The organism is Dyella monticola (assembly GCF_003363155.1).
GTDB lineage: Bacteria > Pseudomonadota > Gammaproteobacteria > Xanthomonadales > Rhodanobacteraceae > Dyella_B > Dyella_B monticola.
Genome location: NZ_QRBE01000037.1, coordinates 1 through 1375, shown reverse-complemented (window position 1 = coordinate 1375; position 1375 = coordinate 1). Strand labels below are relative to the sequence as shown.

General features: G+C 60.9%; 1 protein-coding gene. It reads right to left on the bottom strand.

Translation table 11 applies throughout. The annotated features are described in order from the left end of the window. The coding region (locus DWU98_RS21500; RefSeq protein WP_425480257.1) for a phospholipase D-like domain-containing protein at positions 1-1244 on the bottom strand (1244 nt) is incomplete at its 3' end. Positions 1245-1375: the final 131 nt, after the last annotated feature.

The window sequence follows — 1375 nt, the reverse complement described above, 5'->3', positions numbered from 1 at the left end:
TCGTCGTTTGCATTGGTGACGACGAACAGATAAATCGGGCCGTGCGTGCCGGGATCGCGGCCCGCCTTGATCTGCTTTTGCACCGCCTGCTTGATCAGGTCGGCGAGGGGTGGCCAGCGGAAATACTGATTCTCGATGTAGATGAAGTTAGTGACGTTGTTGACGGCCTTGAGGTATGCCTTTTCGATATCCCGCACGCCCTCCTGTGCTTGCGTGCGACAGACCTTTGCCATCACGGGCGTATCGCCATCGCGCCGCAAGGTCAATGCGCCGGCCGCCGCCGCGCGGTCGGCGGTCAGGTTTTCGCCGGCTTCCTTGTCCCACGCCTGACAAAAGTTGGCGTTGATGTGCTGCAGGATGGGACCGGTCACCCGGCTGGACAGGTCTTGCCGGGGATGCTTGCCATTGCGCCCCCGATTCGCGGCGGCCGCAGGTTGCCAGCGATGGTCGCTGGTGTCCCAGTATTCATCCAGCATGTTGTGGCCCATTACAAAGCCCACTGCCCGATCGGGATAGGCGTAGTCGACCAGGACGGTTTTCTGGTGGTGGGTGGGTGCCGCCACCAGACTCACCTGCCCGGCGGCACCAAATTGCGGATCGGCTCGGTGGTTACGTAGCCACTCGTTGATCTTCTTTCGGTCGCCCATGGAAAAGCCGCGCGTTTTCAGATACACGTTGGGATAACCCTTGGCGTACTTGCCCACCGGTTCCATGGGTGCCGGGTCATAGGGCGAACGCATCGATGCATCGAGAAACGCCAGCTTCAGCACCCGCTCCGTGAGCGGCAGCCCAACGCCTTCGACATCAAGACAGCCCGCGTGCCAGTACTGATCGTAAAGACGCTGTGCGACTTCGGATTGGGGATCGCCCGTCAGGTTGTAGCCGGGCAGATTGTTTTCATGCGTGAAGGCCCCGGTGGGTAAATCGCTGTTCCAGCAGAGGATGCGCGCGGTGATGCCCTGTGCGCCTTTCTGGATCAACAGATCGCCGATGCATGGCGAACGACCGTCACGCTTGAAATACATCGAGGGCTGAAAGCCCCAGCAGATGATGTCCACGGTGTGCGTGGCGTTGTGGATGGCGTCGTAAACGGCACCGAAGGCTTCCTCGCCATTCACGAGCGGCTGAAATGTTGCCTGCTCGGCGTTGTACTCGGTGTTTTGCACAAACCACGGCAGGGTCAGGGTGGCGCCGGGCCGGTAGGACAACGCAATGGGCACGGTGATGGGTGGGTTGGAGGTCATGCTCAGCCTTCGCCTTCGGGATGCAGGAGCGCGCTATAGGTTTTGCGATGACGCGCGCGGTCTTCACCGCTGTTGGGCGCTTCGTGATGGTGAAAGCCTTGATTGGCCCGTTCGCCGTTGGCGGCTTCGCT